Raw genomic sequence first — 26,230 nt, 5'->3', positions numbered from 1 at the left:
TTCAGGCCGGGACTTCGCTCCACAGCTGTTGCAGTTGCTTGAAGTCCCAGGCCTCTTGCGCTTCCCGGGCGACGATGTGTTCCTCGCCCTGCAGCCGTGAAAGGTCCAGGACCCGTTGCGGCAGGGGCATCTTCGAGCGTGTGGAAAAGAACACCTTGACCTTGGGCAGTAGCAGCGACTCGCTGTTCTGCTCCAGGACCACCGCCAGCTTGCCGCTGTTCAGGCGCACCAGGGAACCCACCGGGTAGATGCCCACGCACTTGACCAGGGCCTGCAACACCCGCGGGCCGAAATGCCCGGTCCAGCCGGACATGCGCTGCAAGGCTTCGGCCGGGTCCCAGCCCCGGTTGTAGGGGCGGGTCGAGGTCACGGCGTCATACACGTCGCAGACCGCACCCATCTGTGCGAACAGACTGATCTGCTCCCCCGCCAGGTGGTGCGGGTAGCCGCTGCCGTCGATCTTTTCGTGATGGTGCAGGCACACATCCAGCACCAGCGCGTCCAGCTGCGGGTTCTGGCGCAGGATGGCACCACCGGCGGCAGGGTGCAGCTTGATCCGCTCGAACTCGTCGGCGGAGAGTTTTTCCGGTTTGTTGAGGATGCTGTCGGGGATGGTCAGCTTGCCGATGTCGTGCAGCAGCCCGGCGACTCCGGCCTGGTGCACCTGCTCCACCGGCAGCTCCAGTTGCCGGGCCACCGCCACCATCAGCGCGCAGACCGCCACCGAGTGCATGTAGGTGTAGTCGTCGGCGGTCTTGAGCCGGGCCAGGCTGATCAGCACGTCGGGGTGGCGCAGCAGCGAGCTGGAGATGTTGTGCACCAGCTCGTCCACCTGGACCAGCTCGATGGCCTGGCCCATGCGCACCTCCTGGAACATCTGCATCACCGCCTTCTTGGAGTGGGCGCAGATCTTCAGCGCACGCTGGATTTCCTCGGCCCGCTCGACCCGCAGCGGGGCTTCGCTCTTGAGCGGCGGCTGGGCGGCCGGCGCGCTGGGATGCGGGTTCGCCGGCAGGTCCAGGCCCTTGTCCGAGTCGATCCACAGGCTGCTGACATTGGACTGGCGCAGGCGCTGCAGGTCGGCGTGGCTATTGAGCACGAAGCCGGCTTTCCAGAACGAATGGTCCAGCCACGAACCGCAGAACTGGTGGATATACATGCCCATCTGCAACTGCTGCACGGAAATGAGTTTGAGCACGGTCGAGCCCCCCACCTGATTCAGACCGGCCCGGGCGCCAAGAGGCGGCCCGGGCTGGCTGATCGATAACGCTCCTTGCCGTTACTTATCCTGAGCCGCTTGACCGGTCGCGCCCGGTCAGAGGGAGAAGCGTGCCACCAGTTTGTTCAGACTGACCGCCAGTGACGACAGTTCACTGCTGGCGATGGAAGTCTGGCTGGCGGCGGACGAGCTTTGCAGCGACAGGTCGCGGATGCTCATCAGGTTCTGGTCCACCGAGCGTGCCACCTGGGCCTGTTCCTCCGAGGCGGTGGCGATCATCAGGTTGCGTTCGTTGATTTCGCTGATGGCCTGGGTGATATGACCGATGGCGGCGCCGGCCTCGTGGGCGATGGCCAGGGTCTGGCTGGCGTCCTCGCTGCTTTGCTGCATAGACAGCATAGCCTTGCTCGAACCGCTCTGGATGCCCTGGATCATCTGCTCGATCTCCTGGGTCGAGAGCTGGGTGCGGTGGGCGAGGGCGCGCACTTCATCGGCCACCACGGCGAAGCCGCGGCCCTGTTCCCCGGCCCGGGCGGCCTCGATCGCGGCGTTCAGGGCCAGCAGGTTGGTCTGCTCGGCAATGGCGCGGATCACATCCAGGACCTTGGTGATGTCCTGGGCCTGCTGGGCCAGGCCGGCCATTTCCAGCCGGGTGTGTTCCACGGTGCCGGTGAGTTTCTCGATGGAGTGGATGGTCTGCTCGACCCGCTCCTTGCCCAGCCCGGCCGAGCGCTCGGAGGCCTGGGTGGATTGCGAGGCGGACACCGCGTTGCGCGCCACTTCCTCCACCGCAGCGGTCATTTCATTGACCGCGGTGGCGGCCTGGTCGGTCTCCATGCTCTGTTGCTGGATGCCGGCGTTGGACTCGCGGGTGATGGCGCTCATTTCCTCGGCCGCGGACGCCAGTTGGGTGGACGAATCGGCGATGTGGCGGATGGTGGATTTCAGGCTGTCGAGCATGGCCTGGGTGGATTTCTGCAGGTCGGTCAGCTCGTCCTGGCCGCTGACGTCCACCTGGGCCCGCAAGTCGCCCTCGGCGATCTTCTGGGTGGTGGCCAGCAGCGACAGCACCGGGCGGATGATGCTGCGGGTGAACAGGGTGGCGATGAGGATCGTCAGGACAATCGCCAGGACGATGATCACCGAGGTCAGGGTCAGGCCGGTGTCGAACTGTTGGCCTGCCTGGTTGGCGGAGTGCTCGGCGCCGTTTTCGTTGATGGCGATCAGTGCCTCGATGGCGGACTGCAGGGTGTTGGCCAGGGGCACGGTGACCTGGTTGATGTAGTCGCTGGTCTGTTGTGCAGTGTTGGTCTTGCTGCTCTCGATCAGCACCGCCAGCTTGTCCAGGTAGTCCTGGGCGCCGCGCTTGACCTGATCAAAGGTGGTTTTTTCCTCGGCGCTGGAAACCAGCGGTTCGTAATCCTTGATGGCCTGGGCCAGGCTGGCCTTCAGGGTCCCCAGCTTGTCCAGCGAAGCGGCTTTCTGGGCATCGTTCTCAGTGGCGTAGTGCAGTGCTTCCAGGCGCACGCGCAAGGTGCCGGATTCGATTTTCGTGGCTTGCCTGACGCTGGGCAGCCAGTTGGTTTGCAGATCCAGTGCCGCGTCGTGAATCTGTCCCATTTTCCACAGTGCCAGCCCTCCCAGACCAATCAGCAGTACACAGATGGCGCCGAAACTCAGTAGCGCCCTGGAAGTCAGTTTCATGTTTCTTGTCACCATAAAGGCACCTTGCAGGTTGGAGTGATACAGCCAAGTACGTTTCGACTCCTTGTCGCCTTGATATCACTCTGATCTCAAAGTTGTGAAAAATCTGCATAGATGTAAAAAAATATTTCTACGGGTGTTTTCCTGTTCAGCCCGCAGACAGCTTGAGCCCTTGCAGGACGCCGTGCTTGACCTTCATCAAGGCGCTTTCCGGGGTTTTGCGCCATGCTCGGCGCCTGTCCAATTGAAAAGGAAAAGGCCCATGTCCAAGCCTGAAACAACGGCGCCCACGGCCAAGGCTGTATTACCGATTGGATTGCTGATCGCCGTGCTGGCGATGGTTGCCGTGCTGCTGTTGCCACTGCCCGCCGACCTGCCGGTGGCGGGGCACCGGATGCTGGCGATCCTGGCCTTTGCCGTGGTGGTGTGGATCAGCGAGGCGGTGTCCTACGAGGCCAGCGCGATCATGATCACCGCCTTGATGGCCTTCCTCATCGGCACCGCGCCGACCCTGCAGGACCCGAGCCAGCTCTATGGCAGCTCGGCGGCCATCGGCCTGGCCCTGACCGGGTTTTCCAATTCGGCCCTGGCCCTGGTGGCCGGTGCCTTGTTCATCGCCGCCGCCATGACCCACACCGGCCTCGACCGGCGCATCGCCCTGGTGACCCTGACCCGGGTCGGCACCAGCACCCGGCGCATCCTTATCGGGGCTATTGCCGTGACCATCCTTCTCAGCCTGCTGGTGCCCAGCGCCACGGCCCGCAGTGCCTGCGTGGTGCCGATCATGATGGGGGTGATTGCCGCCTTCGGCGTCGACAAGCGCTCCAATATCGCCGCCGGGCTGATGATCGTCGTGGCCCAGGGCACCAGCATCTGGAACGTCGGGATCCAGACCGCCGCGGCGCAGAACCTGCTGACCGTGGGCTTCATGGACAAGATGCTCGGCCAGCGCGTGGCCTGGCTCGACTGGCTGATCGCCGGCGCGCCCTGGGCGGTGATCATGTCTTTGGTGCTGCTGTGGCTGGTGCTGAAACTGCTGCCGCCTGAAACCGACAGCATTCCCGGCGGCAAGGAGGCGGTGGCCCAGTCCCTGGCGGACATCGGGCCCATGACCGGGCCGCAGAAACGCCTGCTGGCGGTATCGGTGCTGCTGCTTTTGGCCTGGTCCACCGAAGGCAAGCTGCACCCCTTCGACACCACGACCACCACCTACGCCGGGCTGGTGATACTGCTGCTGCCGCGGATCGGCATCATGACCTGGAAGGATGTGCAGTCGCGCATTCCCTGGGGCACGGTGATCGTCTTCGGGGTCGGCATCAGCCTGGGGTCGGCGCTGCTCAGCACCCAGGCCGGGCAGTGGCTGGGGAGCCAGGTAGTGGCCCATACCGGCCTGGACCAGGTGGGGCCTTTGGCGGTGTTCGCGATTCTCGCGGCGTTCCTGATCCTCATCCACCTGGGGTTCGCCAGCGCCACGGCGCTGACCTCGGCCTTGCTGCCGATCCTGATCGCCGTGCTGCAGACCCTGCCGGGTGAGTTCAGCCGCCTGGGCATGACCATGCTCCTGGGCTTTGTGGTCAGCTACGGCTTCATCCTGCCGATCAACGCACCGCAGAACATGGTCTGCCTGGGCACCGAGACCTTCAACGCGCGGCAGTTCGCCAAGGTCGGACTGCTGGTGACGCTGATCGGCTACCTGCTGATGCTGGTGTTCGCCATGACCTGGTGGAAATGGCTGGGCTGGATGTAGGAAAAGTAAATCCCTTCACAGTGACCCGCTGAACACCCGGGTCACGCTGCCGGCCAGGCGCACCTTGCCCTGGCCGTCCCAGCTCACCGTCACCGGCCCGCCATCGCACAGCACCCGCACCGGGCTGTCCAGCAGGCCGCGGCGGATGCCGTTGACTGCCGCTGCGCAGGAGCAGGAGCCGGAACCCAGGGGGATGGCGCCATTGCGCTCCCAGATGCGCAGGCGGATGGTCTGGCGGTCGATCACTTGGATGAAGTGCACATTGGTCTTGTGTGGAAACAGCGGGTCGCTCTCGATCTGTGGGCCCAGCGTGGCAATGTCTAGCGGTGCCAGGTCGTCGACGAAAAAACTGCAATGGGGGTTGCCCATGCTGCACGCCGCCGGTGTTCCCGGCAGTGGCAGGTGCAGGCTGTCCAGCTCTCGGGTCAGGGGGATGGACTGCCAGTCGAACGAAGGCAGGCCCATTTCCACCGACACCGACCGATCCTCAAGGCGCAGGCATTGCTGCAGGCCGCGGGCGGTTTTCACCTGCACCGAGGTGACGCCGCTTTCCTGCATCAGCAGATCGGCGGCGCCGCGGGTGGCGCTGCCGCAGGTGTCCAGGCTGGAACCATCGGCGTTGAAGAAGGTCAGTTGCGCCGCGCTGTCGCTGCAATCGCCGAGCAGCACCAACTGATTGAAACCGATGCCACGCCGGCGGTCCCCCAGGGCCCTGGCCAGCTCGCGGGTGATCGGGTTGGTGCGGCCACGGGCATCGATCAGCACGAAGTCGTCACCATTGGCGTGCATCTTCACAAAGTTCAGGGGCATTCGGGCTCCAACAGGCGAGGGCAGGGAAGGGCGGGGGCCAGCGCATGCAGGATTCCGAAAAAAAGCCACCGACGCCAGCGCCTTAAAATAAAATTCATCCTGCAAGCCCGGGCATTGCCTGGGCGGCGGGATTTTCCGGCACACTGCCGGACCACCGGGAATATCGCCGACCGCCGCAACAGCGGCCGGCACAGCACAAGGTCATGGCATGGATCACTACGCCCCGCGCAACTGGCAGCCCCACGAAAAGCCCAGCTTGCCCGGCTCTCCCTCGACACCGTTGCACCCCACCCACAAGCGCCTGGCCTATGCGCTGGTGGGCTTGCTGGTGGCCATCACCGGTGGCCTGGGCAACTCGTTGGTGATCGCCAACCTGCCGTACCTGCAGGGGGCGCTGGGGGCGACCACCGCGGAAATGGCCTGGCTGCCGGCCGCCTACGTGATGACCAACGTGTCGATGAACCTGTTGCTGGTGAAGTTTCGCCAGCAGTTCGGCCTGCGCGCCTTCACCGAAGTGTTCCTGGTGCTCTACGCCCTGGTGACCTTCGGCCACCTGTTCGTCAACGACCTGAGCTCGGCCATCGCCGTGCGCGCGGCCCACGGCATGGTCGGCGCGGCGCTGAGCTCCCTGGGCCTGTACTACATGGTCCAGGCCTTCCCGGCGAAGTGGCGGCTCAAGGCCCTGGTGCTGGGGCTGGGCGCCTCGCAACTGGCCTTGCCCCTGGCCCGGCTGTTTTCCGAGGACCTGCTGCAGATCGCCGAATGGCGCGGCCTGTACCTGTTCGAACTGGGCCTGGCGCTGACCTCCCTGGGCTGCGTGTTCATGCTCAAGCTGCCGCCGGGGGACCGCTTCCGTACCTTCGAGAAGCTCGATTTCCTGACCTTTGCCCTATTGGCCACTGGCGTGGCCCTGCTGTGCGCGGTGCTGTCCCTGGGGCGCATCGACTGGTGGCTGGAGGCGCCGTGGATCGGCTACGCCAGCGCCGCCTCGATCCTGCTGATCATGGCGGGGCTGTGCATCGAACATAACCGCAGCAACCCGATGCTGATGACCCGCTGGCTGGGCAGCGGGGCGATAATCCGCCTGGCCCTGGCAGTGATACTGATTCGCATGGTGCTGTCGGAACAGTCCACCGGCGCCGTAGGCTTTCTCCAGGCGCTGAACATGAGCAGCCAGCAGATGCGCATGCTCTACGGGGTGATGCTGCTGGGCAGCATTGCCGGGCTGGCCACCAGCGCCCTGACCATCAACCCGGCGCACCTGCTGATGCCACTGGTCATTTCCCTGGCGCTGATGGCCGTGGGGTCGGTAATGGACAGCTTTTCGAGCAACCTCACGCGCCCGGCCAACATGTACTTCAGCCAGTTCCTGCTGGCCTTCGGCGGTACGTTCTTTCTTGGCCCGACCATGGTCCTGGGCACCCGCAACGTGCTGACCAACCCGCGCAACCTGGTGAGCTTCTCGGTGCTGTTCGGCATCTGCCAGAACCTTGGCGGGCTGATCGGCTCGGCCTTGCTCGGGACCTTCCAGATCGTGCGCGAGAAGTACCATTCCAGCCATATCGTCGAGCAGTTGACCCTGCTCGATCCCCAGGTCCTGGCCCGGGTACAGAGCGGCGGGGCGGCCTACGGCAAGGTCATCGCCGACCCGGACCTGCGCACCCTGCAAGGCATACGCAGCCTGGCCACCGCGGCCACGCGCGAAGCCAACGTACTGGCCTATAACGATGTATTCATGCTGATCGCGGTGATTGCGGTACTGACCATGATCTGGATATTCATTCGCAGCCTGTGGCTGATGAGCACGACCCAAGCGGTCGCGCCTGCTGCCCCGGCTCCCGTTCAACAAAGTGGTGCCTCTTCTTCATGAGCGAAACCGTCAACCCCACCACCAACGCCATTGCCTCGACTCCCGAGCCCAGCGGCCCGCCGACCATGCCGGCCACCGAGCCACGGCCGCTGGCGGTGCGCATCATCTCGTCCCTGGGCTTTGCCGCCATCGCCATCGTCGGTGTGCTGATCGTGCTCTACGCCTGGCAACTGCCACCCTTCTCCAGCGCCATCGAAAGCACCGAGAACGCCCTGGTGCGGGGGCAGGTGACCATCATCGGCCCGCAGCTCAGTGGCTACGTGTTCGAAGTGCCGGTGCAGGACTTCCAGCAGGTCAAGGCCGGCGACCTGCTGGTGCGCCTTGACGACCGCATCTACCAGCAGCGCCTGGACCAGTCCCTGGCGCAACTGGCGGTGCAGAAGGCGGCCCTGGCCAATGCCCTGCAACAGCGCAACAGCGCCGAAGCCACCATCAAGCTGCGCCAGGCGGCCCTGGCCGACAGCCAGGCCCAGGCGCGCAAGAGCGCGGCCGACCTGCAACGCAACGAAGCACTGATTGCCGACGGCTCGGTGTCCCGGCGTGAACTGGACGTGACCCGCGCGGCCAATGCCCAGACCGTGGCCGCCGTGGCCCAGGCCCAGGCGCAACTGGAAATAGCCCGCCAGGACCTGCAGACCGTGATCGTCAACCGCGGCTCCCTGGAAGCGGCGGTGGCCAGCGCCGAAGCCGCAGTGGAACTGGCGCGGATCGACCTGTCCAACACCCGCATCCTCGCCCCGCGGGACGGCCAGCTGGGGCAGATCGGCGTGCGCCTGGGGGCCTACGTCAACTCCGGCGCCCAGCTCATGGCCCTGGTGCCGAACCAGCTGTGGGTGATTGCCAACATGAAGGAAACCCAGATGGACAACGTCCGGGTCGGGCAGCCGGTGAGCTTTACCGTGGACGCCCTGAACCACCGCAAATTCACCGGCAAGGTGCAGCGGATCTCCCCGGCCACCGGTTCCGAGTTCGCCTTGCTGCAGGCCGACAATGCTACCGGCAACTTCGTCAAGATTGCCCAGCGGGTGCCGGTGCGGATCACCGTCGACCCGGACCAGCCGGAGCTTGAACGCCTGCGCCCGGGGTTGTCGGTGGTGGTCAGCATTGATACCAGCCAATAGCCGACACAGCACCTCACGTAGGAGCTGGCTTGCCGGCGAAGGGGCCGGCAAGATTTGCACCGATGCTGCAAACGCCTTCGCTGGCAAGCCAGCTCCTGCAAGGGCTGGGTTTTCCCAAGGCTCGATGCTTTGCGTAGGAGCCGGCTTGCCGGCGAAGCGGTTCGTAAGATTTGCAGCGATGCTGCCGACGCTTTCGCTGGCAAGCCAGCTCCTACAGGCTGAGGTTTAGACCGCCTGCATCGGCGGCAAGGTGCCCAGCAACGAGACCGCCGCCACTGCGGCCACTCCCAGCAGCCATTCCAGCTGCACGCTGTTGCGCAGGCTCGACAGGCGCTGGTCGCAACCGCGGATTCGCAGGCGGTTGAACAGCGCCAGCCCCAGCATCCCCGCCACCAGCAGCACCTTGATCAGCAGGATCAGGGCAAAACCATTGAACAATGGAGTCGGCCACCATTGCCCGGTGAGCACCCGCACGTTGATCAGGCCGGTTAGCAGCAAGCCGGTTACCAGCCCATAACCCACGCCGCTGAAGCGCTTTAACAAGGGCTCGACAGACAGCCCAGCGGGTTGCCGCAACACCAGCAACAACACCAGCAAGCCCCCCAACCAGATGGCGACGCAGCTTAAATGCACGATCTGATTGAGGATCAGCAACTGCCCCGCCAACCCATCGAGCATGGCGCCGTGGCCCACCGGAGCCAGGGTTGCCAGGAGCAGGGCGCCCAGGCCCAGTTGCAGTGGCAGGCGCCTGCCCAGCGGGGTCAGCAGCAGGCCCAGCAACAGCAGGTTGAGCGACAGGTGCCAGCTCCACACCTGGCCGAAGAAGGTCTTGCCCAGCACCAACTGCACGGTCGCCAGGTCCAGCGCTGCCGGCCAGGAGCCGGCCATGCTGGCGGTGATCAGCAGCAGCCAGCACAGGCCGCTGCCCAGGCCGGCCAGCGCCAGCCAGCGGCTGAGCCGATCGAGCTGTCGATGCACGGCGGCATGGCCGCTCTGCGCGGAATCTCGGCCCAGCAACAGCGGACGAAACACCCAGGCGCCGACCAGGGTCAACACCACCGCAAAGTGCACGAAGCGGCACAGCACCAGCCATGACGCCATGGATTACTGGCTCACCTTGAAGCTGTAGCTGCCTTCGCTCTTGTGGGTATCCACCGACACGGCGTGCCATTCCACCTTGTACTCGCCGGCGCGCAGCGGCGTGGCGGCCGGGGTGACCACCAGGGTCTTCTTGTCCGCGCCTTCGGTGGCGACGCTTTTGATCTCCACCGGGGCGCCGTCCTTGCTCAGCTTGACCTGGGTGAAGGCCGCTTCCACGCCTTCGGTGAATACAAGACGCAGCTCGCTGGGCGCGCTGACACTGCCTTGGGCCGGCGGGGTCGAGCTTTTCAGGTGGGCGTGGGCGAACACCGAACTGGCGGCCAGCAGGGAGGTCAGCAGGGCGGTGGTGGTGAAGAGGTTTTTCAGGGACATGGCAGGTTTACCTTTAAAGAGAATGGGGCTCATTGGTCTTGCAACTGCATGTGAATGATCGGAAACGGCCGGCCTTCACCGTCGGTTTCCGAACGACCGCAGTCGACGAAGCCGTAGCGACGGTAGAAACCATGGGCCTGGGGGTTCTGTTCGTTGACGTCGACCTTGAGGCCGGGACGGCGTACGTGATCCAGGAGCTTTCGACCGACGCCCTGGCCCCGTTGGGCCGGTTCGATGAACAGCATTTGTACCGTGTCGTCGCTGGTGGCGATAAAACCGCCGGGGCTGGCGTCGGGGTTCTCCCAGACCCAGGCCTCAAGGGCCGGCAGGTAGCTGTCGCGTACCAGCGGGTACAGGCGCTGGATATCGTCTTCAGCGATAAAGTCATGGGTGGCGCGGACCGAACGCTCCCAGAGCGCGGTCAGCAGGGCGTCGTCCGCGGCGACGCGAGGGCGAATCTTCATGAGCATGTTCCATCGGTAACAGGACAGATGGCCGGCGATGGTGCAGGGCCGGCATTCGGGCAGAGACCTGTATGCCCGTGTCGCGAATTAACGCCTGGACGGAGCACCGCAGTGGCTGCTGCAAATGAGCGGGAGGCCGATCCTACCCAATATGGCCGGGTGGTGAAAGACCGACGCAGGCCGGCGATGTCGCAGGCTTGACAGCTCCCCGCAGCGGGCGGGCGGATGCTAGTCTTGCCCCAGACTGTTTTCGTAGGAGCCCTCATGGGCAATCACAAGATCGAGATTCGTCGCAGCAACGTGGAAAAGATCCTCCTGGGTGCCGAGAAAATCTTCGCTGAAAAAGGCTATGCCGGCACCGCCATGGCCGACATCGCCGAAGAAGTGCAACTGCCGCGCTCCAACCTGCATTACTACTTCAGCACCAAGAACGAGCTGTACAGCGCTGTGCTCCTGGACCTGCTGGATGTGTGGAAACAGGACGCATTGTGTTTCGAGATGTTCGATGACCCGCGGGTGGTGCTCAGCAGCTACATCCGCGCCAAGATGCAGCATTCACGCAGCCGGCCCTATGGCTCCAAGGTCTGGGCCAACGAAATCATGCACGGCGCCCCGACCCTGGGCGAGACCCTGGATGCCAGCCTATACGACTGGGCGAAGATGAAGGAAGCGAAGATCCGCCAGTGGGTGGAGGACGGGCGGATCCTGCCGGTGGAGCCGTCGAGCCTGCTGTACATGATCTGGGCCTCGACCCAGCACTATGCCGACTTCGATCATCAAGTGATGATCCTCAACGACCATCAACCTTTATCGGATTTGCAATTTGAACGCGCAGTCCAGACCGTCACCAGCGTCATCCTGCGGGGTATCGGGCTGGAGCCCTGAATCTGCATCGCCGCTTCCCGTAGGAGCGGGCTTGCCAGCGAAGGGGCCCGCAAGACCGCCTTCGCCGGCAAGAGCAGGCCTCTCTCTCAAACAGCTTCGCGGTAGGGGTTGCGCGGGTCGTGCAGCCAGTCGAGGAACGGTTTGCCCGTGTCCTGGGGCACCATCTCGATGCAGTCCTGCACCGGGCAGGTGATCTGGCACAGGTTGCAGCCCACGCATTCGTCGTCGATCACTTCATATACATGGCTGCCGTCGGCTTGCCGGAGGCTGGCAATCGCCTGGTGCGAGGTGTCTTCGCAGGCGATATGGCAGCGGCCGCAGCCAATGCAGGCCTGCTGGTCGATCCTGGCGATCACCTGGTAGTTGATGTCCAGGTACTTCCAGTCGGTGGTGTTGCCCACCGCGCGCCCGGAGAAGTCCTGCAGGCTGCGATAGCCCTGGCTGTCCATCCACCGCGACAGCCCATCCTTCATTTCCTCGACGATGCGAAAGCCATGCAGCATTGCCGCCGTACACACCTGCACGGCGCCACAGCCCAGGGCGACGAACTCCGCCGCATCGCGCCAGCTGCCGATGCCGCCGATGCCACAGATCGGCAGGCCGCGGGTCTGCGGATCGCGGGCAATTTCCGCGACCATGTTCAGGGCGATCGGCTTGACCGCCGAGCCGCAATAACCGCCGTGGGTGCTCTGGCTACCCACCATGGGGTGGGCCACCATGCGCTCCAGGTCGACGCTGGTGATGGAGTTGATGGTGTTGATCAGCGACACCGCGTCCGCCCCGCCACGATGGGCGGCGCGGGCGGCGGTGCGGATGTCGGTGATGTTCGGCGTGAGCTTGACGATCACCGGCAGCGAGCAATAAGTCTTGCACCAGCGAGTCACCTGCTCGACATACTCCGGCACCTGGCCCACCGCCGCACCCATGCCCCGTTCCGGCATGCCGTGGGGGCAGCCGAAGTTCAGTTCGATGCCGTCGGCACCGGTGGCTTCCACCAGCGGCAGGATGGCTTTCCACGACTCTTCGACGCAGGGCACCATCAGCGAGACGATCAGCGCCCGGTCTGGCCAGTCCTTCTTCACCTGGGTGATTTCCTTGAGGTTGATCTCCAGGGAGCGGTCGGTGATCAGCTCGATGTTGTTGATCCCCATCACTTCGCGGTTCGGTCCGAAATGCGCCGAATAACGGGACGAGACGTTGACCGCCGCCGGGTCCTCACCCAGGGTTTTCCAGACCACACCACCCCAGCCGGCCTCGAACGCGCGGACCACGTTGTAGGCCTTGTCGGTGGGTGGCGCTGAGGCCAGCCAGAACGGATTGGGGGCTTTGATACCGGCGAAGACAATCGACAGATCGGCCATTTACGCAGCCTCCACATTGAGCATGAGTTGGGCATGCATGGCTTCTGCGGCCAGCTTGCCGTGTTGCACTGCCTGCACGGTCAGGTCCTGGCCGAGGCTGACGCAGTCGCCCCCGGCATACACCCCGGGAATGCTGGTGCGCAGCTGTTCGTCCACCTGGATCCGCTCGCCGCTGCGTTGCAGCTCCCGGGCCAGCGGGTCGCTCAGGGCTGTAGCGTCGAAGCTCTGGCCGATGGCCTTGAAGATCGCATCGGCGGCCAGTTCGAAGGTGTCGCCGGTGGTTTGCAGGCGGCCTTCCACCATGCGGGTACGGGCGAAGCGCATGCCGCGCACCCGGCCCTGGTCATCCAGCAGCACCTGTTGCGGCGCGGCCCAGGTCAGCAGGCGCACCTGATTGGCCTTGGCGATGTCCTGTTCATGCTCGGTGGCGCCCATGTCCTCGACGCCCCGGCGGTACACCAGGTTGACGTCACTGGCACCCAGGCGCGCCATCTGCACCGCCATGTCGATGGCGGTATTGCCAGCGCCGAGCACGATGCAGCGCTCGGCCAGGGGCAGTTGGCTGAGATCGTCGGCCTGGCGCAATTCGCGAATGTAGTCGGTGGCGGCCAGCAGCCCGGGGGCGTCTTCATGCTCCAGCCCCAGTTGCTTGCTGGCGGCCAGCCCGAGGCCAAGGAACACCGCGTCGAACTGCTGGTGCAGCTCGGTCAGGCTCAGGTTGGCGCCCAGCTTGTGCCCGTGGCGGATCTCGATGCCGCCCACTCCGAGGAGGAATTCCAGCTCCTGCTGGGCGAAGTCGTCCACCAGCTTGTACTTGGCGATCCCGTATTCGTTGAGGCCGCCGGCCTTGTCCCGGGCTTCGAAAACCACCACTTCATGGCCGTGCAGGGCGCAGCGGTGGGCGCAGGACAAACCCGCCGGGCCGGCGCCGACCACGGCAATGCGCTTGCCGGTGGGCGCGGCGCGCTGGAACGGGTGCTGGGTGAAGTGCGCGTTGTCCAGGGCATAGCGCTGCAACAGGCCGATCAGCACCGGCGCGCACTCCTGGGCGTTGTTGCGCACGCAGGCCTGCTGGCAGAGGATTTCCGTGGGGCAGACCCGGGCGCAGCTGCCGCCGAGGATGTTGGCCGAGAGAATCTTCTGCGCCGCACCCTGGACGTTGTCGGTGTGGATATTGCGGATGAACGAAGGAATGTCGATCTCGCTGGGGCAGGCGTTGACGCAGGGCGCGTCGTAGCAATACAGGCAGCGCGAAGCTTCCAGATGGGCCTGGCGGGCGTTGAGTGGCGGCGCCAGGTCGCTGAAGTGGCTGGCCAGGGTGGCGTTGTCCAGGGTCGGGTGGGGCAAGTGGTTCAAGGTCTTGATCACGGTTTTGGCCTCACGGTTCGTTTCTTGGTTGCCTCTGACGGGCATTTTCTATAGCTGGGATCACCCATATCCGTAGGAGCCGGCTTGCCGGCGAATAGGCCTTTGACTCTTACAAGGGATCTGCGGGCGCCTTCGCTGGCAAGCCAGCTCCTACAGGGGGCATGGGTTTCTGTAGGAGCGAGCTTGCTCGCGATAGGGGGGGCAACGCCCCCCCGGGATCAGCGTTTAACCGCCGTCGGCTTGTGCCGCTCGGCGCGCTTGCTCAAGAGGTCGAACACCGCCGGGTAGGCCGGGCGTTCGATGTAGCGCCCGGCACCGCGTTCGGCCCGCAGGTCGCCGTCGGCCCACACCAGCTTGCCCTGGCTGATGGTGTGGCTGGGCACGCCGCGCACGGTCTTGCCTTCGAAGATGTTGAAGTCCACCTGCTGGTGGTGGGTCTTGGCGGAAATGGTGCGGCTGCCTTGCGGGTCCCAGAGCACCAGGTCGGCGTCGGCGCCGACGCGGATCGCGCCCTTGTGCGGGTAGAGGTTGAAGATCTTCGCGGTGTTGGTGGAGGTCAGGGCGACGAATTCCTGCATCGACAGGCGCCCGCTGTTCACCCCTTCATCCCACAGCACCGCCATGCGGTCCTCGATGCCGGCGGTGCCGTTGGGGATCTTGCTGAAATCATCGCGGCCGGCGGCTTTCTGTTCGGCGCAGAAGCAGCAGTGGTCGGTGGCGGTGGTGTGCAGGTTGCCCGATTGCAGGCCGCGCCACAGGGCCTCCTGATGGCCACGGGGGCGGAAGGGCGGGCTCATGACGTAACCTGCGGCGGTCTGCCAGTCCGGGTCGCGGTACACGCTGTCGTCCAGCAGCAGGTGCCCGGCCAGCACTTCACCGTAGACCGGCTGGCCCTTGCCCCGGGCATAGCTGATTTCGTCCAGGGCTTCCTGGGTCGAGACGTGCACCAGGTACAGCGGCGTGCCCAGGGTCTCGGCGATGCGAATGGCCCGGCTGGCGGCTTCGCCTTCGACTTGCGAAGGCCGCGACAACGGGTGGGCTTCCGGCCCGGTAATGCCCTGGGCCAGCAGCTTGCGTTGCAGGTGATACACCAGCTCGCCGTTTTCCGCGTGTACCGTGGGTACCGCCCCCAGTTCCAGGCAGCGCTCGAAGCTCGCCACCAGGGTGTCGTCGGCGGCCATGATGGCGTTCTTGTAGGCCATGAAGTGCTTGAAGCTGTTGATGCCGTGGTGCTGCACCAGCTCGGCCATTTCCTCGCGCACCTGCTCGCTCCACCAGGTGATGGCCACGTGGAAGCCGTAGTCGCTGGCGGATTTTTCCGCCCAGCCGCGCCACTGCTGGAAGGCCTCCAGCAACGACTGCTGGGGGTTGGGAATCACGAAGTCGATGATCGAGGTGGTGCCCCCCGCCAGGCCCGCCGCCGTGCCGCTGAAGAAGTCTTCGCTGGCCACGGTGCCCATGAACGGCAGTTGCATGTGGGTATGGGGATCGATGCCGCCGGGCATCAAGTATTGGCCGCTGCCGTCGAGCACTTCACAACCGGTGGGAACATCCAGATTGTTGCCGATGGCGCGAATCACACCCTCTGCGCAGAGTACATCGGCCTTGTAACTTTCATCATGGGTAATAACGGTGGCGCCACGGATCAACAGAGACATTCCGAGTTCCTCGCAGGCATGACCGACTGCTGTCGGTTCTAACTTTTTATTGAACGCACTGATAACTTAAACAATCCTGTCATCGGTGACAGGATTAGAAGCTAGTCGCACTTCAAAGAAACATCAAGAATATTTTTTATAAGCTTATATTCAATATAACTTATTGAAATATAAAGATTAAAAGTTCAAATCTGCAAAATGGTGCAGCCTCTCACCATTTTGACGCACTTGACAGGATCAAAAAATAGTCGAGATTTCCTATGTCAAATCAGCTGCTTGAGGAGGCGCTGGGAAGACCGATAAATGACTAAGAAAATAACCGTGCACTGCTTTGGGTCCTGAACGAATGGACAACTTGCCAAACACCCGGCCTGAGTGGATTGGCAACTAACCAGGGGCTTGAAAGTTGCTTGCATAAAACCCAATGACATCAGTTGTTTACATGGATTCCGCCAACCGTGCAGCAACGACCGCGCAAGTACTTGGCATCTTTATTGAGTGCCGCCGCAGGTCGATGTGCCGGAGGGTGGAAGTCGTAAGTTCTCCGGCCATCGTCCGGCGCGCTGTCCCTTGGTGCGCCGGCCTGATGAGCAAAATAATCAGAACAACAGTGGAGCGGCCATGCAACAGATCAGATCCCAGGTGACCGAGCGCGCCGGCTTGTACGAGCTGGACGCCGGCAGCGACGTACTCGACAGCCCCCGTTACAACCACGACATAGCACCGACCAAGGTCCAGGAGCGCACCTGGAACAGATGGCACATCACCGCACTGTGGATCGGCATGTCGATCTGCGTGCCCACCTACACCCTGGGCGGGGTGCTCACTGCCTACTTCGGCCTCAGTGTCGGCGAGGCGCTGCTGGCGATCCTGCTGGCCAATATCGTGGTGCTGGTGCCCCTGACCCTCAACGCCTTTGCCGGCACCAAGTACGGCATTCCGTTCCCAGTGCTGCTGCGCTCCTCGTTCGGCATCATCGGCTCCAACGTGCCGTGCCTGATCCGCGCCCTGGTGGCCTGCGGCTGGTTCGGCATCCAGACGATGTTCGGCGGGCTGGCGATCCACCTGTTCCTGGGCTCGATCTTCGAGGGCTGGAAGGCCCTGGGCGGCACCGGCGAGGTGATCGGCTTCATGATTTTCTGGACCCTCAACCTGTGGGTGGTGCTGCGCGGCGCCGAGTCGATCAAGTGGCTGGAAACATTGTCCGCGCCGCTGCTGGTGGCGGTGGGCATCGGCCTGCTGGTATGGGCCTTGCCCAGCGTGTCGCTGACTGAGCTGTTGGCGATCCCGCCCAAGCGTCCCGAGGGCGCCAGCGTCACCGGCTACTTCATGGCCGGGCTCACGGCGATGGTGGGTTTCTGGGCCACCTTGTCGCTGAACATTCCCGACTTCAGCCGCTACGCGAAAAGCCAGAAGGACCAGATCCTCGGACAGATCTTCGGCTTGCCGCTGACCATGTTCCTGTTCGCCGCCCTGGGGGTGGTGATGACCGCCGCCTCGGTGAAACTGGTGGGGGTCACGGTGTCCGACCCGGTGAGCCTGATCGGCCACATCCAGAGCCCGGGCTGGGTGGCCCTGGCCATGGCGTTGATCATCATCGCCACCTTGTCCACCAACACCGCGGCCAACATCGTCTCGCCCACCAACGACTTCCAGAACCTGGCGCCCAAGCTGATCGGCCGCACCACCGCGGTGATCCTCACCGGCCTGGTGGGGCTGGCGCTGATGGGCCACGAGTTGCTGAAAAAGCTCGGCCTGCTGATTTCCGACGTCAGCCTGGAGACCGTGTATTCCAACTGGTTGCTGGGTTATTCCAGCCTGCTGGGGCCGATTGCCGGGATCATGGTGGTGGACTACTTCATCATCAAGAAACAGCGCCTGGACCTGGCCGGCCTGTACCGCGACGACGTCTACCCGGCGTGGAACTGGCACGGTTTCATCGCCTTCGGCGTACCGGTGGCCCTGACCCTGATGTCCCTGGGCAGCAGCGCCTTCAACTGGTTCTACAGCTACGGCTGGTTCACCGGCTCGGCCCTGGGCGGGTTGATCTACTACGGCCTGTGCAGCTTGCGCAGCCCCCAGGTGGCGACCGCTAAGACCCCAACATGAACACCCAGCCAGCGTGCTCGCGGGCAGCACCCCCGTCCCGTAGGAGCTGGCTTGCCAGCGAAGGCGTCGGCACGGGCGATGCACCTCTTGCGGGCCCCTTCGCCGGCAAGCGCAACGCCGCCCGGCCGGCTCCTACCGATTGTTGCTAGGCCGTTATCCCGGGCGTTGCGCCACGCATCCCCCGACAAAACCAGAAGAAACGCCTGAGGAAATCACCATGAACGCTGCCGTCGAGGTTCTGCAATCCAGCCATCAGCACATCAACCGCGACCGCCTGTGGCAGTCGCTCATGGAACTGGCCAGGCTCGGCGCCACGGTCAAGGGCGGGGTCTGTCGCCTGGCCCTGACCGACCTTGACCGCCAGGCCCGCGACCTGTTCGTGAAGTGGTGCGAGGAGGCCGGTTGCGCGGTCACGGTGGATGGCATCGGCAACATCTTCGCCCGCCGCCCCGGGCGCAACCCGCAGTTGCCACCGGTGATGACCGGTAGCCATATCGACACCCAGCCCACCGGTGGCAAGTTCGACGGCTGCTTCGGCGTATTGGCCGGGCTGGAAGTGCTGCGCACCCTCAACGACCTCAAGCTGGAAACCGAAGCGCCCCTGGAAGTGGTGGTGTGGACCAACGAAGAGGGCTCGCGCTTCCCACCGTGCATGATGGGTTCCGGGGTGTTCGCCGAGAAGTTCACCCTGCAAGACACCCTGGCCAAGACCGACGTCGACGGCGTCAGCGTCGGCGAGGCGTTGAATGCCATCGGCTACGCCGGCACGCGCCCGGTCAGCGGGCACCCGGTGGGCGCCTACTTCGAGGCGCACATCGAGCAAGGCCCGATCCTGGAAGACGAGCGCAAGACCATAGGTGTGGTGCTCGGCGCCCTCGGCCAGAAGTGGTTCGACCTCAAGCTGCGTGGCGTCGAGGCCCACGCCGGCCCGACCCCGATGCACCTGCGCAAGGACGCCCTGGTGGGCGCCGCCGCCGTGGTGGCGGCGGTCAATCGCGCCGCCCTCGGCCACCAGCCTCACGCCTGCGGCACCGTTGGCTGCCTGCAAGCCTACCCGGGTTCGCGCAACGTGATTCCGGGCGAGGTGCGCATGACCCTGGACTTCCGCCACCTGGAGCCGGCGCGCCTGGACTCGATGATTGCCGAGGTGCGCCAGGTGATCGACAACACCTGCGAAGAACACGGCCTGAGCTTCGAACTGACCCCCACCGCGGACTTTCCGCCGCTGTACTTCGACCCGGTGTGCGTCGATGCGGTGCGCGGCGCCGCGCAGGGGTTGGGGTTGTCCCACATGGACATCGTCAGCGGTGCCGGGCATGACGCGATCTTCGTTGCCGAGCTGGGCCCGGCGGGGATGATCTTCGTGCCTTGCGAAGGTGGCATCAGCCACAACGAAATCGAGAATGCCGACCCCGACGACCTCGCCGCCGGCTGCGCGGTGCTGCTGCGCGCCATGCTCGCCGCCTCCCAGGCCATCGCCCAGCGCCAAGCGTAGGAGCCGGCAAGATGTGCATCGCCGGTGCCGACGCCTTCGCTGGCAAGCCCGCTCCTACACGGGGCTTGTGGTGTTTCCACGAATCCGCCCACACCACCATTCCCGTAGGAGCCGGCTTGCCGGCGAAGAGGCCCGCAAGACATGTATCGCCCGTTTCGGCGCCTTCGCTGGCAAGCCAGCTCCTACAGGGGGCTTGTGGTGTTTCCACGAATCCGCCCACACCGCCATTCCCGTAGGAGCCGGCTTGCCGGCGAAGGGGCCCGCAAGACATGTATCGCCCGTGCCGGCGCCTTCGCTGGCAAGCCAGCTCCTACAGGGGGCTTGTGGTGTTTCCACGAACCTGCCCACACCACCATTCCCGTAGGAGCCGGCTTGCCGGCGAAGAGGCCGGCAAGACATGCATCGCCCGTTTCGGCGCCTTCGCTGGCAAGTCAGTTCCTGCAAGGGGCATCGTGGTGGGCTTTGCCTGGCGTACACTGGCGAACTTTTCCCATGGGATGCCGAATATGCACAGGATGGTGCTCTGCCTGGCCCTGGCTCTGAGTCTCGGCGGTTGTATCGATTACAAATGGGGCCACGACTGGAAGGCCGACAGTCCGGGCGGCTGGCAAGACGCAAGCGTTGTCGGTTTCGACAAAGGCACGGCGTTCCAACTGGCCTGCGGGGGTAGCCCACTCTATGTGAACGTGGAGACCCACGCCTCCCATCAACTTTTATCGCTGTTCTTCATCCCGTTGTTTTCCGCGTCGGACGATGACGGCCATGTATGGATCAGGGCCAGTCACCCCAGCCTGATGGCATGTGCTTCGCCTGCGCAAAACCCTCTGCTGCTGAAGCTGGACAACCGGCCCATTCAGGCAGTTGGCTTCTCGCGGCGTAGCGGCGAAGGCCTGTGCATCATCGACCTGGGCCCGCGCGAGTTGCAGGGCGAACAGCTGTCGATCGAGGTCAACCAGGCCTTGCTGCCCTGCGCAGTGGCGCCGATGACCCTGAAAAAGGACAGTTTCTTCTGCCTGCGGGCTACAAAGTTCGGCGGCTCGACACCGTGCGGTCGGTAGCCAAGAAGCAAGGCCCTGCGTACCGAACGCGGCCCGACCTTTCGCAGCCTCGCGGGCTCGGCAGCGGCTACAGGGTCTGTGGTGAGCTGGGTTTTTGTAGCCGCTGCCGCAGGCTGCGCACGCCCGGCACGGGCGTAGGGGGCAGGGCCGAGATAGAGCTGCCAGCCGAACCTAAGCTAATTCCTAAAAAGTATTTATTTTAGATTTGTTAGATCGATTAGCTTTTAGCGACTTTCCTGTCTCCCAGAAGGTTCGCCCCCATGCGCCTGCCCTTTGCTTTGCGTCGTAGCTTGTCGATCACCGCCCTGGCCGGCCTGGCGCTGGGCATGGCCCTCAATGCCCAGGCCGATACCGACCTGCGCATCGGCTATCAGAAATCCTCGACCCTGCTGGCCTTGCTCAAGGCCCAGGGCACCCTGGAAAAACAGCTGGCGGGGCAGGGCGTCAACATCACCTGGCACGAGTTCACCAGTGGCCTGCCGTTGGCGGAATCGCTGAATGTGGGCAATGTCGATATCAGCGCCGATGTCGCCGACACGGTGCCGGTCTTCGCCCAGGCCGCCGGGGCCCAGCTGACCTATTTCGCCAGCGAAACTCCCTCCCCGGCGGCCCAGTCCATCGTCATTCCCAAGGATTCGCCGCTCAAGTCCCTGGCCGACCTCAAGGGCAAGCGCATCGCCGTGACCAAGGCCGCCGGCAGCCACTACCTGCTGATCGCCGCCTTGCGCGAAGCGGGCTTGAGCTTCGCCGATATCCAGCCGGTGTACCTGACCCCGGCCGATGGCCGCGCGGCGCTGGAAACCGCCAAGGTCGATGCCTGGGTCACCTGGGAACCCTTTGTCGCCAGCGCCCAGCGCCAGCAGGGCGCGCGGGTGCTGCACGACGGCCAGGGGCTGGCCAGCTATCGCCGTTACTACCTGGCTTCCAATGACTACGCCAAGGCCCATCCCGAGGTGCTGCAGCAAGTGTTCGCCGAGTTGCAGAAGACCGGCACCTGGGTCAAGGCGCACCCGGCCGAGGCGGCAAAACTGCTGGGCCCGCTGTGGGGCAACCTGGATGTGCCGACGGTGGAACTGGCCAACAGCCGCCGCACCTACAAGGTAGAAGCGGTCAAGCCCGACGCCCTGGGCGAGCAGCAGAAAATCGCCGATGCCTTCTACCAGGAAAAGCTGTTGCCCAAGCCAGTGGATGCCCGGGCCGTGCAGTTGTGGAGCCCCAAATCCTTGTAGTGGATCGTTAGGTCGCTTTCGCTTGTAGGAGCCGGTTTGCCGGCGAACAGGCCCCCCTTTTTCTTGTTCACCGCCGGCTACGCCATTCCGCGCCCGGCGTCAGGAGTTCCCGTGTCTGCCGTTCACCCCCAAGAGGCCTTTGCCGTCCCTGCCTCGTCCAGCCCGCCTGCGGTTAACACCGACGTGGTGCTGGAATTGCGCCACCTGACCAAGCACTACGCCCGCCGCCGTGGCCAGTCCGCTCCGCCTGCGGTTGAGCAGGTCAGCCTCAAGGTGCGCCGTGGCGAAGTGCTGTGCCTGATGGGCACCTCCGGCAGCGGCAAGTCCACCTTGCTGCGCCATATCAACCGGTTGATCGCGCCCAGCAGCGGCGAGGTGCTGATCGACGGTTCGGCCATCAGCCAGCTTTCGGCCAGGGAACTGCGCACCCTGCGTTCGCGGCGCATCGGCATGGTGTTCCAGCACTTCGGCCTGCTGCCCCATCGCAGCGTGCGCGACAACGTCGCCTTGCCCCTGGAACTGCGCGGCGAGCCTGAGGCCCTGCGCCATGCCGCAGCCGACGTGCAACTGCAGGCCATGGGCCTGGAAGGCTGGGGCGAGCACTATCCCCATGAGCTGTCCGGCGGCATGCAGCAGCGGGTCGGCCTGGCCCGGGCCCTGGTCAGCGAACCGGACATCCTGCTGATGGACGAACCCTTCAGCGCCCTGGACCCGACCATCCGCCGCGACCTGCAAAGCCACTTTCTGCAGGTGGTGCGCGAGCGCGGCATCACCACCTTGCTGGTGACCCACGACCCGGCGGAAGCCCTGCGCCTGGCGGACCGCATCGCCGTGCTGCGCCAGGGCCAGCTGATTCAGGTCGGCACGCCCGAGGAATTGCTGAAGCAGCCGGCGGATGCCGAAGTGGCGGACTTCTTCCAGGAACACGGCGCCCGCAGCGCCACGCCGGTGGCGACGATTGCCCCGCGCAAGAGCGCGACGACCCCGGCGCCGGTCAACCCCGGACTGTCCTCTGCCCAGGCCCTGCTGCTAGGGCCCGCCGCCCTGGCCGCCAGCGGTCGCGGGGGCCTGTACTGGCTGGGCTTCGCCCTGGAACTGGGGGCGGCCGCAGCCTTGGGGCAAGGGCTGGCCACGGCCAGTTTCGCCTGGGCCGCCCTGGCGCTCATCGGCTTGCTGCTCAGCCGCGTGTTGAGCCTGGCCCTGGCCCGCCGCCCCAGCCGCCTGGGGCGTTCGGACTGGCGTCTGCCGTGGCTGGTGTTGCTGCTGTCCCAGGTCCTGGTGCTGTGGCGGGTGTTGGCCACCGATGCCTCTGGCCCCTGGCTGCAATTTCCCGCCGACCGGCAAGTGCTGCTGGGCACCGCCGCGGCCATCGATCAACTGATTGCCTGGTCCCAGGTGACGTTCGAAAGCACCTTCGTCGGCGTGATAGTCGCCGTGCGCACGGTGATCGAAAGCATCGAAAGCCTGCTGGGCTGGCTGCCCTGGCCGGTGCCGGCCCTGGCCCTGGTGCTGCTGGCCTGGCGCAGCGCCGGCGCCGCCCTGGCCCTGACCAGTGCCGCGGCCTTGCTCTACATCGGCCTGTTCGGTTTCTGGGAGCGGACCATCGCCACCCTGGCCCTGGTGGGCTCCTCGGTGCTGATCTCGCTGTTGATCGGCGTACCCGCCGGCATCCTCCTGGCCAAGCGCGCCCTGGCCCGGCGCCTGATCACTCCGCTCCTGGACGTGATGCAGACCTTGCCCACCTTCGTGTACCTGATCCCGGCGGTGGCGTTCTTCTCGGTGGGCAAGACCCCGGCGGTGATCGCCACGGTGATCTTCGCCCTGGCGCCGATGATCCGCCTCACCGCCCTGGGGATTCAGGAAGTGCCCAAGACCGCCGTCGAGGCGGCCCTGGCCCACGGCGCCACGCCGTGGCAGATCCTGACCAAGGTCGAACTGCCCCTGGCTGCGGGCTCCTTGCTGCTGGGGATCAACCAGACCCTGGTGATGAGCCTGTCGATGGTGGTGGTGGCGGCGCTGATCGGCGCCGGCGGCCTGGGCTACGACGTGATGACCGCGCTGCGCAACATCAAGGGCGGCGAGGGCATGCTGGCCGGCGCCGCGATCGTGTTCTGCGCGCTGATTCCCGACCGCATCATTCAAGCGACCCTGCGCCAGCGGGATCGCACATTGCATCAATCATGAGGTGTCCCTTGAACAAGTCGTTTACCCGTACCCTTGGCGCCGCCGCGCTGTTGTTGGGGTTGTCCCTGCCGGTGCTGGCCAAGGACAAGATCGTCATTGGCGAGCAGAACTGGACCGGCGCCATCGCCATCCAGAACATCCTTGGCGAAGTGATCAAGAGCCGCCTCGACGGCGAGGTTTCCTACCTCGCCGGTGACGTGCCGGTGCTGTTCGCCGCCGCCGCCAAGGGCGACGGCTCGGTGGACGTGCTCACCGATATCTGGCTGCCCAACCAGTCCGCCGCCTGGGCCAAATACGTCACCGGCGGCACTCGCTCGCTGGTGCCCAACAAGCAGCCGTACCTGGGGGTGCAGGGCTTCTACATCCCCGGCTACCTGCAAGACAAATACGGCGTGAAGTCGGTCTACGACCTGCAAAAGCCCGAAGTGGCGAAACTCTTCGAACCCCTGGGCGGCGGCAAGGCGCAACTGCTGGTGGGCCCGGCGGGTTGGGAATCGACCTACATCGGCGAGATCAAGGCCAAGGATTTCGGCTTTGCCGACAAATTCGAATCGGTGTCCACCGAAGCCTCGGTGACCTACGCCAAGCTGGCCGCGGCCTACAAGGCCCAACGCGGCGTGGTGTTCTACGCCTACACCCCGGACTGGATCTTCTCCGCCTTCGACCTGCGCCGCCTGGATGAACCGGCGTTCGACGGCTACGCCCAGGACAACAAGAAGGGCGACCCGCTGTACAAGGCCGACGGCTGCTGGAAATTCATCAGCCCCACGGTGGATGCCGACTGGCTGAGCAAGAGCAAGATCACCTGCGCCTACCCGGATGCCCGGGTGTATGTCCTGGCGTCCAGCGCCCTGCAAAAACGCGCACCGCGAATTGCCGCGTTCCTGGAGAACTTCAGCATCGAGCCTCAGGCCCTGAACGACCTGATTCTCAAGATTGAAAAGGAACAGCAACCGGCGGCGCAGGCGGCCAAGGAATGGGTCGCCGCGCATCCGCAGATCGTTGATGGCTGGCTGGGTGCCAGCGGCGAGAAAGTGGGAGTGGCGCAATGAGTGGGGCGCCGGTGAACAGCCTCGAACAGGCGACCTTCGGCGCCGGTTGTTTCTGGGGCGCGGAAGCCGCGTTTCGGGCGCTGCCTGGGGTCGTGGACAGCCGCGTCGGCTACGCCGTGGAAGCGGCGGACGAAGCCTTGCAGATAGAAGTGGTGCAGGTGGATTTCGACCCGCAGGTGCTGGCGTATACCCGCCTGATCGAACACTTCTGGGACCTGCACGATCCGACCTCGGTGGATCGCCAGGGCGAACATGGCGGGGTGAAATATCGCTCGGCGATTTTCCACACCAACGCCGCGCAAGCCGAACAGGCGAGGGCGGCCAAGACCGCCCTGCAAGACTCCGGACGCCTCAACAAACCCGTGGCCACGGTCATCGTGCCCCTGGGTCGCTTCGACCTGGCGGATGAAGCGCACCAGCGTTACCTGGAGAAGAACGGCCTGAGCAGTTGCCACATTTGATCGTTTGCAGGTACGCAGGCTGTAGGAGCCGGCTTGCCGGCGAAGGGGGCCGCGAGCCATGCATCGTCTGGGCGGACGCCTTCGCTGGCAAGCCAGCTCCTACACGGTGGGACGGTACACACCGCTCCACCTTCAGGTCGGCCGGCAGGCCGCCCCCCGGGCATTGATTACTTTGGGCTGGGCCGGCATTCCGGCATTTCCAAAGTGAGTCGCTGTAAGAGCGAAACCCTAAGCGGGCGTGACCGCAGCAACGGATATGTACACCACCGCAGTAAAAATGAAACGCAACAACGGATGTGTATTTCGAACCTCCCTGACGACCTCTATATCATCCCTTAAAATAAATTAGAGGGTGTCGTCACAAGCCCCCAAAAACATTGATGGTTGGTTTATCCAGTTAGACGGCCAGCGTGTCGTGGCACTTGCAAGCCATCGGCGGCACGATATCTAGATTAATTTGTGGAACTCGCTGAAGCTTCATTTATCTAGCCGTTCACCGTCAGAGGAACTGATGGTGAAGCAATACTTCTGCTCAGATATTTGTATTGCCCTCTGGGCTATCAAAGCTTGTGGGCATGAGATTAAGCAGGCATCTGGGCAGAAAAACATAGTTTGTTTTTATCCAAATCTCTCGCATACGCTGAAAAGTATGGTCCCCGTTGGCCGGGTTTACCCTCGCAGGTACCGCCTAATTCAATCACCTTTTCATGAAAGCTTTTTACTTTTTCTACAGAGTCAACATTAAAACCAATCATCGTGCCATTTCCATTTGTTGCAGGCTCCTTGTTAAAGGGAGTTGCTAGCGCAAATGAGAAATTGCTGCTTTGCCAGTAAGTCATTCTGTCTGTTGATATCACGTACTTGAGTTCTGTTTCCTCAAAGAGTGCATTGTAGAACTCAATTGCGGCCTCCATGTTATTTGTACCTAGGACGCAGTAGTTGATTCTCATAGTTTAATGTCT

General features: G+C 64.1%; 21 protein-coding genes. 11 read left to right on the top strand and 10 right to left on the bottom strand.

Annotated elements, in window-relative coordinates; genetic code table 11:
- Window position 1 precedes the first annotated feature (1 nt).
- Together ACUXVH_RS22480 and ACUXVH_RS22475 are read right to left on the bottom strand one after the other, a co-directional pair.
- Window positions 2–1,198 (bottom strand): HD-GYP domain-containing protein, encoded by a 1,197-nt coding sequence (locus ACUXVH_RS22480; protein WP_065363801.1) that lies wholly within the window; start codon window positions 1,196–1,198, stop codon window positions 2–4.
- Window positions 1,199–1,315: 117 nt separating this feature from the next.
- Window positions 1,316–2,923 (bottom strand): methyl-accepting chemotaxis protein, encoded by a 1,608-nt coding sequence (locus tag ACUXVH_RS22475; RefSeq protein ID WP_370508230.1) that lies wholly within the window; start codon window positions 2,921–2,923, stop codon window positions 1,316–1,318.
- A 262-nt stretch (window positions 2,924–3,185) separates the two neighbouring features.
- Here ACUXVH_RS22475 and ACUXVH_RS22470 point away from each other — a divergent pair, with 262 nt between their 5' ends.
- A complete protein-coding gene (locus ACUXVH_RS22470) occupies window positions 3,186–4,670 on the top strand; it encodes a DASS family sodium-coupled anion symporter (RefSeq protein ID WP_065363802.1) in 1,485 nt (494 codons plus the stop codon).
- Window positions 4,671–4,685: 15 nt separating this feature from the next.
- On the opposite strand, the gene dapF is transcribed toward ACUXVH_RS22470, so the two are convergent.
- Window positions 4,686–5,480: a diaminopimelate epimerase gene (dapF, locus tag ACUXVH_RS22465; RefSeq protein WP_123397421.1), complete on the bottom strand. Its 795-nt coding sequence runs from the start codon at window positions 5,478–5,480 to the stop codon at window positions 4,686–4,688.
- Window positions 5,481–5,688: 208 nt separating this feature from the next.
- Between dapF and ACUXVH_RS22460 the strand changes: the two genes are divergently transcribed.
- Together ACUXVH_RS22460 and ACUXVH_RS22455 are read left to right on the top strand one after the other, a co-directional pair.
- Complete coding sequence (locus tag ACUXVH_RS22460; RefSeq protein ID WP_011060836.1) at window positions 5,689–7,350, top strand: MFS transporter; 1,662 nt, start codon at window positions 5,689–5,691, stop codon at window positions 7,348–7,350.
- Window positions 7,347–8,471, top strand: a complete 1,125-nt coding sequence (locus ACUXVH_RS22455; RefSeq protein WP_019094312.1) for an HlyD family secretion protein — start codon at window positions 7,347–7,349, stop codon at window positions 8,469–8,471. Before ACUXVH_RS22460 ends, ACUXVH_RS22455 begins: the two co-directional genes overlap by 4 nt.
- Window positions 8,472–8,696: 225 nt before the next feature.
- On the opposite strand, the gene copD is transcribed toward ACUXVH_RS22455, so the two are convergent.
- Genes copD through ACUXVH_RS22440 form a run of 3 tightly spaced genes read right to left on the bottom strand, consistent with a single transcriptional unit; the run spans window position 8,697 to window position 10,408 of the window.
- The gene (gene copD / locus ACUXVH_RS22450) at window positions 8,697–9,572 is read right to left on the bottom strand and encodes a copper homeostasis membrane protein CopD (protein WP_065363804.1); all 876 of its coding nucleotides are present in this window, start codon (window positions 9,570–9,572) and stop codon (window positions 8,697–8,699) included.
- 3 nt (window positions 9,573–9,575) lie between these two features.
- Window positions 9,576–9,944: a copper homeostasis periplasmic binding protein CopC gene (copC, locus tag ACUXVH_RS22445; protein WP_065363805.1), complete on the bottom strand. Its 369-nt coding sequence runs from the start codon at window positions 9,942–9,944 to the stop codon at window positions 9,576–9,578.
- A 29-nt stretch (window positions 9,945–9,973) separates the two neighbouring features.
- On the bottom strand, window positions 9,974–10,408 hold the full coding sequence (locus tag ACUXVH_RS22440; RefSeq protein WP_065363806.1) for a GNAT family N-acetyltransferase: 435 nt from the start codon (window positions 10,406–10,408) through the stop codon (window positions 9,974–9,976).
- 264 nt (window positions 10,409–10,672) lie between these two features.
- Between ACUXVH_RS22440 and ACUXVH_RS22435 the strand changes: the two genes are divergently transcribed.
- Window positions 10,673–11,293, top strand: coding sequence for a TetR/AcrR family transcriptional regulator (locus ACUXVH_RS22435; protein ID WP_011060841.1), 621 nt, complete (start codon window positions 10,673–10,675; stop codon window positions 11,291–11,293).
- 86 nt (window positions 11,294–11,379) lie between these two features.
- On the opposite strand, the gene preA is transcribed toward ACUXVH_RS22435, so the two are convergent.
- From preA to hydA, 3 genes are all read right to left on the bottom strand, one after another.
- On the bottom strand, window positions 11,380–12,654 hold the full coding sequence (gene preA, locus ACUXVH_RS22430) for an NAD-dependent dihydropyrimidine dehydrogenase subunit PreA (RefSeq protein ID WP_065363807.1): 1,275 nt from the start codon (window positions 12,652–12,654) through the stop codon (window positions 11,380–11,382).
- Window positions 12,655–14,022, bottom strand: coding sequence for an NAD(P)-dependent oxidoreductase (locus ACUXVH_RS22425; protein WP_176707105.1), 1,368 nt, complete (start codon window positions 14,020–14,022; stop codon window positions 12,655–12,657). It abuts the gene before it with no gap.
- A gap of 218 nt (window positions 14,023–14,240) precedes the next feature.
- The gene (gene hydA, locus ACUXVH_RS22420) at window positions 14,241–15,680 is read right to left on the bottom strand and encodes a dihydropyrimidinase (protein ID WP_445495959.1); all 1,440 of its coding nucleotides are present in this window, start codon (window positions 15,678–15,680) and stop codon (window positions 14,241–14,243) included.
- A gap of 621 nt (window positions 15,681–16,301) precedes the next feature.
- On the opposite strand from hydA, the gene ACUXVH_RS22415 reads away from it, so the two are divergent.
- The 7 genes from ACUXVH_RS22415 to msrA all read left to right on the top strand — a co-directional run bounded on the left by ACUXVH_RS22415 (window position 16,302) and on the right by msrA (window position 25,268).
- Window positions 16,302–17,789, top strand: coding sequence for an NCS1 family nucleobase:cation symporter-1 (locus ACUXVH_RS22415; protein ID WP_065363810.1), 1,488 nt, complete (start codon window positions 16,302–16,304; stop codon window positions 17,787–17,789).
- A 217-nt stretch (window positions 17,790–18,006) separates the two neighbouring features.
- A complete protein-coding gene (locus ACUXVH_RS22410; RefSeq protein WP_065363811.1) occupies window positions 18,007–19,284 on the top strand; it encodes a Zn-dependent hydrolase in 1,278 nt (425 codons plus the stop codon).
- A gap of 326 nt (window positions 19,285–19,610) precedes the next feature.
- A complete protein-coding gene (locus ACUXVH_RS22405) occupies window positions 19,611–20,342 on the top strand; it encodes a hypothetical protein (RefSeq protein ID WP_255313429.1) in 732 nt (243 codons plus the stop codon).
- Window positions 20,343–20,602: 260 nt separating this feature from the next.
- Window positions 20,603–21,571, top strand: coding sequence for an aliphatic sulfonate ABC transporter substrate-binding protein (locus ACUXVH_RS22400; RefSeq protein ID WP_019093858.1), 969 nt, complete (start codon window positions 20,603–20,605; stop codon window positions 21,569–21,571).
- A gap of 111 nt (window positions 21,572–21,682) precedes the next feature.
- Window positions 21,683–23,755: an ATP-binding cassette domain-containing protein gene (locus ACUXVH_RS22395; RefSeq protein WP_065363812.1), complete on the top strand. Its 2,073-nt coding sequence runs from the start codon at window positions 21,683–21,685 to the stop codon at window positions 23,753–23,755.
- The gene (locus ACUXVH_RS22390) at window positions 23,752–24,807 is read left to right on the top strand and encodes an ABC transporter substrate-binding protein (RefSeq protein ID WP_065363813.1); all 1,056 of its coding nucleotides are present in this window, start codon (window positions 23,752–23,754) and stop codon (window positions 24,805–24,807) included. The genes ACUXVH_RS22395 and ACUXVH_RS22390 overlap by 4 nt, the downstream gene beginning before the upstream one ends.
- On the top strand, window positions 24,804–25,268 hold the full coding sequence (msrA, locus tag ACUXVH_RS22385; RefSeq protein ID WP_217438425.1) for a peptide-methionine (S)-S-oxide reductase MsrA: 465 nt from the start codon (window positions 24,804–24,806) through the stop codon (window positions 25,266–25,268). The genes ACUXVH_RS22390 and msrA overlap by 4 nt, the downstream gene beginning before the upstream one ends.
- 581 nt (window positions 25,269–25,849) lie before the next feature.
- Here the strand turns inward: msrA and ACUXVH_RS22380 are convergent.
- On the bottom strand, window positions 25,850–26,218 hold the full coding sequence (locus ACUXVH_RS22380) for a VOC family protein (RefSeq protein WP_073698932.1): 369 nt from the start codon (window positions 26,216–26,218) through the stop codon (window positions 25,850–25,852).
- Window positions 26,219–26,230 lie beyond the last annotated feature (12 nt).

It is taken from the genome of Pseudomonas sp. 8(2025), assembly GCF_052665325.1.
This window is presented reverse-complemented; position numbering and strand designations above follow the sequence as displayed.

Coding starts and splice junctions, on each gene's coding strand:
- ACUXVH_RS22455 (WP_019094312.1), top strand. CDS start 7,347: ATGAGCGAAACCGTCAACCCCACCACCAACGCCATTGCCTCGACTCCC.
- ACUXVH_RS22475 (WP_370508230.1), bottom strand. CDS start 2,923: ATGAAACTGACTTCCAGGGCGCTACTGAGTTTCGGCGCCATCTGTGTA.
- hydA (WP_445495959.1), bottom strand. CDS start 15,680: ATGTCTCTGTTGATCCGTGGCGCCACCGTTATTACCCATGATGAAAGT.
- copC (WP_065363805.1), bottom strand. CDS start 9,944: ATGTCCCTGAAAAACCTCTTCACCACCACCGCCCTGCTGACCTCCCTG.
- msrA (WP_217438425.1), top strand. CDS start 24,804: ATGAGTGGGGCGCCGGTGAACAGCCTCGAACAGGCGACCTTCGGCGCC.
- ACUXVH_RS22400 (WP_019093858.1), top strand. CDS start 20,603: ATGCGCCTGCCCTTTGCTTTGCGTCGTAGCTTGTCGATCACCGCCCTG.
- ACUXVH_RS22415 (WP_065363810.1), top strand. CDS start 16,302: ATGCAACAGATCAGATCCCAGGTGACCGAGCGCGCCGGCTTGTACGAG.
- ACUXVH_RS22390 (WP_065363813.1), top strand. CDS start 23,752: ATGAGGTGTCCCTTGAACAAGTCGTTTACCCGTACCCTTGGCGCCGCC.
- ACUXVH_RS22460 (WP_011060836.1), top strand. CDS start 5,689: ATGGATCACTACGCCCCGCGCAACTGGCAGCCCCACGAAAAGCCCAGC.
- ACUXVH_RS22435 (WP_011060841.1), top strand. CDS start 10,673: ATGGGCAATCACAAGATCGAGATTCGTCGCAGCAACGTGGAAAAGATC.
- ACUXVH_RS22440 (WP_065363806.1), bottom strand. CDS start 10,408: ATGAAGATTCGCCCTCGCGTCGCCGCGGACGACGCCCTGCTGACCGCG.
- ACUXVH_RS22470 (WP_065363802.1), top strand. CDS start 3,186: ATGTCCAAGCCTGAAACAACGGCGCCCACGGCCAAGGCTGTATTACCG.
- copD (WP_065363804.1), bottom strand. CDS start 9,572: ATGGCGTCATGGCTGGTGCTGTGCCGCTTCGTGCACTTTGCGGTGGTG.
- ACUXVH_RS22410 (WP_065363811.1), top strand. CDS start 18,007: ATGAACGCTGCCGTCGAGGTTCTGCAATCCAGCCATCAGCACATCAAC.
- preA (WP_065363807.1), bottom strand. CDS start 12,654: ATGGCCGATCTGTCGATTGTCTTCGCCGGTATCAAAGCCCCCAATCCG.
- ACUXVH_RS22380 (WP_073698932.1), bottom strand. CDS start 26,218: ATGAGAATCAACTACTGCGTCCTAGGTACAAATAACATGGAGGCCGCA.
- dapF (WP_123397421.1), bottom strand. CDS start 5,480: ATGCCCCTGAACTTTGTGAAGATGCACGCCAATGGTGACGACTTCGTG.